1 protein-coding gene is annotated in these 452 nt (G+C 63.5%); it reads right to left on the bottom strand.

Features of this window, described 5'->3' with window-relative positions:
* The coding region (locus SB753_RS34830) for a transporter substrate-binding domain-containing protein (RefSeq protein WP_410804589.1) at window positions 1–452 on the bottom strand (452 nt) is incomplete at both ends.

Genomic DNA, 452 nt, shown 5'->3' on the forward strand with positions numbered 1-452 from the left:
GCCGATCCTGAACAGACGCGGCAGCGGCGCGGCGCTCTTCGGGCCGAACCAGGTATCGTAGATCGTGCCGGCCGTGCCCTTGGCTTCGAGATCCTTCAGCGTGTCGTTGACGACATTCAGCAGGCGCGTCTCGCCCTTCGGCACGCCCACGCCTTCGTAGTCGTTGGAGATCGTGAACGGCGGGATCTCGTAGTTCGCCTTGTCCGGCACCTTCGCCAGCAACGCGACGAGCTTCGGTCCGTCCTGCGTGATCGCCTGCACGTTGCCCGTGCGAAGCGCGGCGAATGCGAACGGCGTGTCGTCGTAAGCGATGATCGTCGCGCTCGGGAATTGCGCGCGCACCTGCTGCTCATTGGTCGTGCCTTTATCGGCGCCGATCCGCACACCGTTCAACTGTTGCGGCGAAGTAAGCGTGCCCTTCTTCGCGATGAATTGCGTGCCCGACGCAAAAT

Source organism: Paraburkholderia sp. SIMBA_053 (genome assembly GCF_046534895.1).
GTDB lineage: Bacteria > Pseudomonadota > Gammaproteobacteria > Burkholderiales > Burkholderiaceae > Paraburkholderia > Paraburkholderia caledonica.